8 protein-coding genes are annotated in these 7,142 nt (G+C 43.8%); 3 read left to right on the plus strand and 5 right to left on the minus strand.

The window, feature by feature from the left end; genetic code table 11:
* Positions 1–96 precede the first annotated feature (96 nt).
* The 4 genes from VT06_RS16230 to VT06_RS16245 form a co-directional block, all read right to left on the minus strand.
* Positions 97–1,080: a hypothetical protein gene (locus tag VT06_RS16230; RefSeq protein ID WP_046555381.1), complete on the minus strand. Its 984-nt coding sequence runs from the start codon at positions 1,078–1,080 to the stop codon at positions 97–99.
* An 87-nt stretch (positions 1,081–1,167) separates the two neighbouring features.
* Positions 1,168–1,521, minus strand: a complete 354-nt coding sequence (locus VT06_RS16235) for a hypothetical protein (RefSeq protein WP_046555382.1) — start codon at positions 1,519–1,521, stop codon at positions 1,168–1,170.
* Positions 1,522–2,122: 601 nt separating this feature from the next.
* Positions 2,123–2,551: a DUF3429 domain-containing protein gene (locus tag VT06_RS16240; RefSeq protein ID WP_046555383.1), complete on the minus strand. Its 429-nt coding sequence runs from the start codon at positions 2,549–2,551 to the stop codon at positions 2,123–2,125.
* 78 nt (positions 2,552–2,629) lie between these two features.
* The gene (locus VT06_RS16245) at positions 2,630–4,468 is read right to left on the minus strand and encodes a M1 family metallopeptidase (protein WP_046555384.1); all 1,839 of its coding nucleotides are present in this window, start codon (positions 4,466–4,468) and stop codon (positions 2,630–2,632) included.
* A 155-nt stretch (positions 4,469–4,623) separates the two neighbouring features.
* On the opposite strand from VT06_RS16245, the gene VT06_RS16250 reads away from it, so the two are divergent.
* Positions 4,624–5,868 carry a DUF2254 domain-containing protein gene (locus tag VT06_RS16250; RefSeq protein ID WP_046555387.1) on the plus strand — a complete coding sequence of 415 codons (1,245 nt, stop codon included), beginning with the start codon at positions 4,624–4,626 and terminating at the stop codon, positions 5,866–5,868.
* Between the two features lie 35 nt (positions 5,869–5,903).
* Here VT06_RS16250 and VT06_RS16255 read toward each other — a convergent pair whose 3' ends face one another.
* Positions 5,904–6,485, minus strand: a complete 582-nt coding sequence (locus VT06_RS16255) for a TetR family transcriptional regulator (RefSeq protein ID WP_046555385.1) — start codon at positions 6,483–6,485, stop codon at positions 5,904–5,906.
* A gap of 282 nt (positions 6,486–6,767) precedes the next feature.
* On the opposite strand from VT06_RS16255, the gene VT06_RS18265 reads away from it, so the two are divergent.
* Complete coding sequence (locus VT06_RS18265) at positions 6,768–6,935, plus strand: hypothetical protein (RefSeq protein ID WP_161795048.1); 168 nt, start codon at positions 6,768–6,770, stop codon at positions 6,933–6,935.
* A 21-nt stretch (positions 6,936–6,956) separates the two neighbouring features.
* Positions 6,957–7,142 (plus strand): hypothetical protein (locus VT06_RS16260; protein ID WP_046555386.1); only part of this gene is annotated, 186 nt, incomplete at its 3' end.

The following is a 7,142-nucleotide window of genomic DNA, read 5'->3' on the forward strand; positions in this document are numbered from 1 at the left end:
CCATCGATATATCTACTATATAAGCAGAAAACCCAACCACCGGGCTTGTCCAACAACAGGATTAAGTCGCGGCTGCGCGCGACCTATCCTTGTTTATTATAACGATTTTACTCGAAGGTTTTCTATAGCGAAAATGAACTCGCTAGGTGAATCCAAACCTAAATATATATACTTACCAGAATTCAGCTTAATTTCTACATTTGGATTGCCTGCTAAGTTAAATCTATTAACATTGCTAGATCTGCGTATGAAACCAGAATTTAATTTTATATGTTCGAATTCAGTAAAACAAACCTCTAACGGGTTCCATACCCCATACCTAATAATTAAGCTTTTGGACGTAATCGAAATAGGCCTTATGGCAATGGCTTTGTACTCAGCAATAAAAAATACCAAACCAAAAAGAGTTAAACCTGTTGTAATATTGGCCGCAAATGGTGACCATAAAAAATGCAGCAGCATATGCATAACGGGTAATTCAAATAAAATGATGAGAATAAAACCTAATTGATTGCTTTGAGCGCCGTCTTTCTTGTAACAACTAAAGTGACTATTACCAGTAAAACATTGCTGTTTTATCTTTTTTGAAAATAATGCGTATGTCCAAATTCTAGCCTCAAAAGAAAGCAATGAACTTATAGCTCCTTTACCTAGTATTTTTTCAATTGGCTGTGATATAGCTATATCAGGATCTTTATTTCGCGTAATAGAGGCTTTGACAGCAAAGAAAACTGTCAAAATAGTAGCTATTTCTAAAAGGATAAACGCAGCAATAGCAAGGTAACGTAATGACTCAAGGTAGGGCCATGCAACCTTTGAGCTTTCAGGGATAATAAAGCTACCAAGTAATATAATTAGACAACTATATGCTACGGTTTTAATGGTCGCTTCTTTCTTATCTTTAACACACAAAAAGCATAAAATAGGTAAAACAATTAAGCCATCAATTAATAACAACCACTCAGGCTTTTCAGCACCATATTCATTCAGAATATTCGAACTTTGGTAGAAAAAAGCCCAAAAAGCACAAATAACAGTAAAAGATATGAGTGGGATATTCTTTTTAGTTAAAGTTGGCACCGAAACTCCTTATCGTTATAACGCAAAGCTTTGCGGCAATTCTGTAGCCGCGCAGCGGTGGAGGAATTGTCCGACAAAAGCGCCTTGTTAAGTTTCTTTTGCATGATCCTGGCCTTGCAGAAAACGGAAAAGCACGCATACGAGAACTAAAATAATGCCTGTAATACTGCTTATTGCGACCAGCACTGCCAAGGTATAAAACAGCCAAGGACCAAGCTGTTTATTTAAATAGACGAAGAAGCCCAGAGCAAACCGGGCCGCCAGTAATACCGATTCAGCAACCAAAGCTCCTATGAATAGAGATGTGCCGCTATCCGGCGCGGCCCAGGCGTTCCAGCTCTGCTGTGCTTCGGGAACACTAAGGAGCTTCAGCACCAGTAGAACCAGACCGCTCAGGATTAGGGCTATACCAAGTCCTTTCTGTATCAATGCTCGATCCATGATTCGTAAACTTAACAGTGTATTACCCGGACTTCTCGATAAACCCTGAACATATATTCAGTTTTCATGATTAACTCCAAGCAATTTACGCAAATTTTCAGTAACTTAGCATCACTTATATGGAACTTCAATTGAAAACTTGTTGAAACAAAGCGAGAAGTTTACATACCGAGAATTAATTTGGCGCGGTATGTAAATATTAATTAAGAATTATTAGCACTATTTCAACTACTTAGCATTTTGATCGAAAACAAACCGAGAACAGTGAAAAAAGAATACCGATCTATTTATGGCAAATCAGTAAATACCTGACTATAGCTGTTTTTATATACAGTTAATTTAGGTGTAATAATCGTGCCAAAATCTCCTTTATTGAAAGCATAAGAGCAGTTCCTTTCCTATCTCGCAAATCAGAGGAAGGTAAGTAGTTCGACTTAAAATCAGGCCTTGTGTGCAATAGTTTTTGTTTATAAACACACCCTAAAACGAGAAATAATTGGCTTAGCTTATTCATTATTTATATATTTACTTAAAATAGCCACACAATAAAATTAATAACTTACACGGCTTCTTGTTAACAACTTTATTGTTCACCAACAGCTTACTGATAAATCAGCCAGTACAGCGCTAAATGGCTAACACTGACCACCAGTGTTAGCCAGTTTCTAAGGCTGCGATATGAACGGTTATAACGCTGATTAATGCTGGTTAGCAACTCAGTTAAGCGCAGCAGCAGAAAAAGCACCAGTTGTAACAGTAAAAAAGAATGTTCAATCAACACTAAGCCAATAACACTTAGCACCGGAAAAGTGACGGCTAATAACGCCAGTGAATGGCTGTTATTGTCATTATTACTCTGGGGCAGTGCAGGCCACAATACCCCAGCCATAAACCCCAGAATAAGCGCACTGTATAATTGGTAAACGTGTAGCAATGTTGGGCTGTCAAACCATACTTGCTGTTGGTACAACAAAGGCAGTCCAATAAACGGCAGTAAGCCGGCATAACCCAGTGCATTAAGCAATTTCATTAATCATCCCCTTTAACAGGCTCTTACGCTTAGCTAGCGGCTGGTGATCAGGTTATGCCTGCTGAAAATAGCCCGTAATTACTTTAAAATTTCATCTACTGAACCCTGTGCCAGCGGATGATAACCTGGCCGGGCTTTTTCATACACTGCTCTTGCAAACGCTAGGCCGTCAGGTGTGGTGGCCAGTTGTTTGTACAGAGGAATAATCAGCTTTCGTCGGCCGATACTGATTAAGTATTGCTGCAATTGGTTATTAATGTGCTGATAACCGGTTTTTAGTGCCAGCAGATACCAGGCATGAGCAATCTCGCTATTGGTGGACTTGGTTAGCTTAAAAGTGGCATCAAGATTAACCATTTGCTCAGGGCTAATCGTGAGCGGTAAGTTATTAATAAAATACAACCACTCATGCACGGTCCAGTTGGCGGTAGAAAGCGCAGCAAGTTCAGTACTTTTGGCCAGCCAGTTATTGGCCTGTTGTTGCACCCGGTTAAAGGCATCAGATTGCGGCTGCGGTGTGCTTGCGGGTAAACCAGGCTGATAAATCCAGTTTTTTGCTTCATCCAACGACACAATATCCGGATATTTTTGCAGCAGGTTTTTATCTAAATACGTTACAAAGGTTTTGGTATCAATGCTTTGAAAGGCGTTATCGTTAAAATATTGCCGAACAAAAGGGTCAAACTTATCGCGGCCAAACTGTTGCTCTAAAAACATTAAAAACAATTGACCCTTGGTATAGGGCACACCACTGAAGGCATCGTCTGGATCGCGACCCTGTAAATCGATATGTAAAATGCTGTCGTTAGCCGCTAAGGTTGTCAGTTCATCTTTTAATGCCTGCACCGCCAACGCTTGCTCCATCACGGCGCGGTCAATACCAAATACCTGCTCCATTATCCGGTTTTCGACATAAGAGGTAAAACCCTCATTTAACCACAAGTCGCGCCAACTGGCATTGGTTACCAAGTTGCCTGACCAGGAATGTGCTAGCTCATGCGCTATTAAGCTCACTAGGCTGCCATCGCCAGCCACTACCGTCGGCGTAATAAAACTTAACACCGGGTTTTCCATACCGCCAAACGGAAAGCTTGGCGGTAGAATTAGCAAATCGTAACGGCCCCAACGATAATCGCCATACAGCTGTTCGGTGGCATCGATCATCGCCTGCGTGCTGGCAAATTCAGCAGCGGCCGAGTCTAAAATATATGGCTCGGCATAAACGCCGGTCTCATCGCTCATCGCTTTAAACTGTAAGTTACCGGCGGCAATAGCAATTAAATAGGCGGGAATAGGCTGTGGCATACTAAATTGGTAATCACCATCGCGCGCGGTGGTTGGATCATTTGGTGCGCTCATCACCACTAATACCGAGTCGATAGTCTGAATTCGGGCACTGTATGTCAAACGTACCGCTGGCGTATCCTGTATGGGCATCCAACTGCGGGCATGAATGGCCTGATTCTGACTAAACATAAAAGGGGTGGTTTTGCTGGCAGTTTGCGCTGGCGTTAACCATTGCAAGCCCGAAGCTTCTGGCGTAGAGCTGTAGTAAATGCGTAGCGTTTGTGCGTTAAATGCCGGGCGAATAGTCAGTTTACTACCCAATACGGCATCGCGTGCAGCCAGACTAAAAGGTACCTTTTGCCAACTGCCGGCGCTGGTTTTAGCATACACCCGGTCAATTAACAGGTCACGGGTATCGAGATATATAGCGGTTGCACTGCTATCAAGCCAGTTAAGCTGCAAATCGGCAAAGCCCGTCAGGGTTTTTTGCTCAAAATTAATGGTTAAATCCAGATGCAGATTTTTAACTGTCACCTGCTGATAATTGGCGTAGGTGTAACTGTCAGCGGCGCTGTGGGCGGCGGCACTGCTTAACAGCAAGCTAAACAGCACTATAAATCGGATCAGCATAGTGTTTCCTTAAGAAAAATGAGTAGGGTCAGTGTAATACTAAAGCCTGACAAGGCAAAGTTTATGCTTGCTATCACTTAAAAGCTTTAAAGCTTGAAAGGGCAATGGGGTTTGGTTATGTTGAGAACATCATGATTATGAATACCGGACAGTTTATGCTTTCAAAATGGGGCTGGCAATTATTGAAGCTAAGTCAAAAACTCTGGGTTCGTACTTCACTTTACACCGTGTTAGCGCTGATCACTCCCGGCCTGGCCTTACTGCTAAACGATCTGATCCCAAGCGCATTAGGTGGTGCCATCGGCAGTGACGCGGTTGAAAAAATTCTGACCATACTTGCCACCAGTATGCTGACAGTAACCACCTTTTCATTAAGCGTTATGGTTGCGGCTTTTAATGCGGCCTCTAACGGCGTGTCGCCACGCGCCACGCGCTTGTTAATGGCCGACAGCACCACCCAGAACGCGCTGGCAACCTTTGTTGGTACATTCTTATACAGTATTGTCAGTATCATATTACTCAGTACCGAGGTGTATGGTGACGGCGGCCGGGTAGTGCTGTTTATTATTACCATTGGCGTTATTTTGCTGATTGTCGTTACCATGTTAATCTGGATAGAACATTTATCCAGTTTGGGACGGGTAGGCGAAACGGCTAACCGAGTAGAAAATGAGGCCTACAACGCGATAAAACGATGTGTGCATCATCCCTGGCTTGATGCCAACCGGCTGCAAAGTTTAGCGGCAATCCCACGGCATGCGACAGCAGTGTGTACCCGCCAGATTGGTTATATTCAGCATATTGATGTAAACACCATTAATAATTGGGCAAAAGAGCACGATAGTCAGGTGTATATTTGCAGCCTGCCTGGTGCTTTTGTGTATAAAGACCGGCCGCTGCTATGGTTAAGCGGCAATAATAAAAAAGCTAACCAGCAACTGTTGAATTCGTTTTACATTAGTGACTACCGCAGTTTTGAGCAAGACCCCAGGTTTGGGATGATGGTATTGGCTGAAATTGCGGCTAAAGCCTTGTCACCAGGCATTAACGATCCTGGCACAGCAATCGAAATTATTGGTCGAGGGCTTAGAGTGCTAAGCAACTGGCTGCCTGAGAATAACCATAATGCCGTTAAATACGATCGCGTTTGGGCACCCGAAGTACAACTTAATGAACTATTCGATGATTTTTTCACCTCAATTGCTCACCATAGTGCAACCAATATTGACGTGCAAATTCGTTTGCAAAAAGCGTTTTTGGCCCTGGCCGGCTATGGCCCGCAATTTAAGCAATGTGCCAGAGAGCACTCTGCGGCGGCATTAACCCGGGCCGAGCAGGCCATGGCGTATCAGCCAGATATTGCGTTACTGAAAAAACTCAATAAGCAGTTGGATGAGTAATGGTGCGTTGCCAACCTCAGCAAAAGCCTGAAGGGTTAGCGACACAAGCCCAGCTTATTTAAAGTGGCAAGGGCAAATTTTAGCCTTTTCAGGCTGGCGGTTTGTGCTGGCGAGGTATCATGTAGCCAGCCAATAAATATTGAGACAAACAGCCCGCTTAACGCAAGTTCCTGGGTAACCCTTGCGCTACCCGAGGCCTTAAGCCCTGTTAACTCCCGTAACCACTGCACGGTGCGGCTTATGCGCAATAAAGCCGCTGCCTGCAAATGCACATGGCCCGGCTCCAGTTTGTAATACAACATTTGCCGGGTAAGTCGTGGATAAGGCACCAAGGCATTTAACCAGCTGCGAATGGCCAGCTCCAATTTGTCAGCTGCAGTATCAGCACCAGCTAATTCAGTGCTCAGCATCGCCTCGTCAGCCCGGTCAAACCAGGCATCTGCCAGTTCATCTTTTTGCTTAACCAGCCGTGCCAGCTGTACCACGCTGAAATTCAGGCTGTTAGCCAGCGCAGTAAGTTGTAAATTTTCCCAACTGCTATGTTCGGCAAGGACAAGAGCATGATCGAGAATATGCTGGATATCCAGTGGTTTGGTTATTAAAGTCTTTTGAGGCATAGCTAGCACCTAATTTTCTGGAAGGTTACTGTGATTATAGCTTTTCAAAAGGAAACGATCGGTTGCTATGGTTTCACTTGAAGCACTACATCCGAGAAAATAGAGCATTAAGTCGTCATATACAGCGAAACTGGTGCCATCTTGCAATTGCAAAATAATTCGCTTAAACATTTCCTGGTATTTATCTGTGATAAAAAAAAATATTGGGGGTCAGATCAAAATTAAATGCTATTCAGTCATAAGTCTTGGGGTTACAGCTGTTTGATAAGATTATTTTATTGAATGACATGCAGCCTGAAACATGAATGGGGTCACAATAACCCGTTAAATGCCACCGACACCTCAGGCTATTTCTTCCAAATGTTGGTGATATGGGCGGCGAATTATGTAGCAGCAGCAACTGCTACCACAGCACTGGGTGCTGCTTTGGGTCACGCATTGACCGCCTAAGCTTACTATGGCTATGCCCAAATGGCAAAAGGGGCTATGCAAGCAATAGAAGGCGGCGGCACCGCCATGGCCAACTTTGCCGGAGGTATGGCAAAGGGGTTTGCGAAGGGGGCAATATTTCAAGCAGTAATGGGAAATGCCAGGGAGCTTGGTGAGGCACATGCGGCTGAGCGAAGTGGTGCTGCAGGTGGTAAGTCGGCGACAAAG

The organism is Arsukibacterium sp. MJ3, assembly GCF_000987765.1.
Lineage (GTDB): Bacteria > Pseudomonadota > Gammaproteobacteria > Enterobacterales > Alteromonadaceae > Alishewanella.

Bases quoted from the DNA above. Each gene is read 5' to 3' on its own strand.
- VT06_RS16245 (WP_046555384.1), bottom strand. From the start codon at position 4,468: ATGCTGATCCGATTTATAGTGCTGTTTAGCTTGCTGTTAAGCAGTGCC.
- VT06_RS18265 (WP_161795048.1), top strand. From the start codon at position 6,768: ATGACATGCAGCCTGAAACATGAATGGGGTCACAATAACCCGTTAAAT.
- VT06_RS16250 (WP_046555387.1), top strand. From the start codon at position 4,624: ATGCTTTCAAAATGGGGCTGGCAATTATTGAAGCTAAGTCAAAAACTC.
- VT06_RS16240 (WP_046555383.1), bottom strand. From the start codon at position 2,551: ATGAAATTGCTTAATGCACTGGGTTATGCCGGCTTACTGCCGTTTATT.
- VT06_RS16235 (WP_046555382.1), bottom strand. From the start codon at position 1,521: ATGGATCGAGCATTGATACAGAAAGGACTTGGTATAGCCCTAATCCTG.
- VT06_RS16255 (WP_046555385.1), bottom strand. From the start codon at position 6,485: ATGCCTCAAAAGACTTTAATAACCAAACCACTGGATATCCAGCATATT.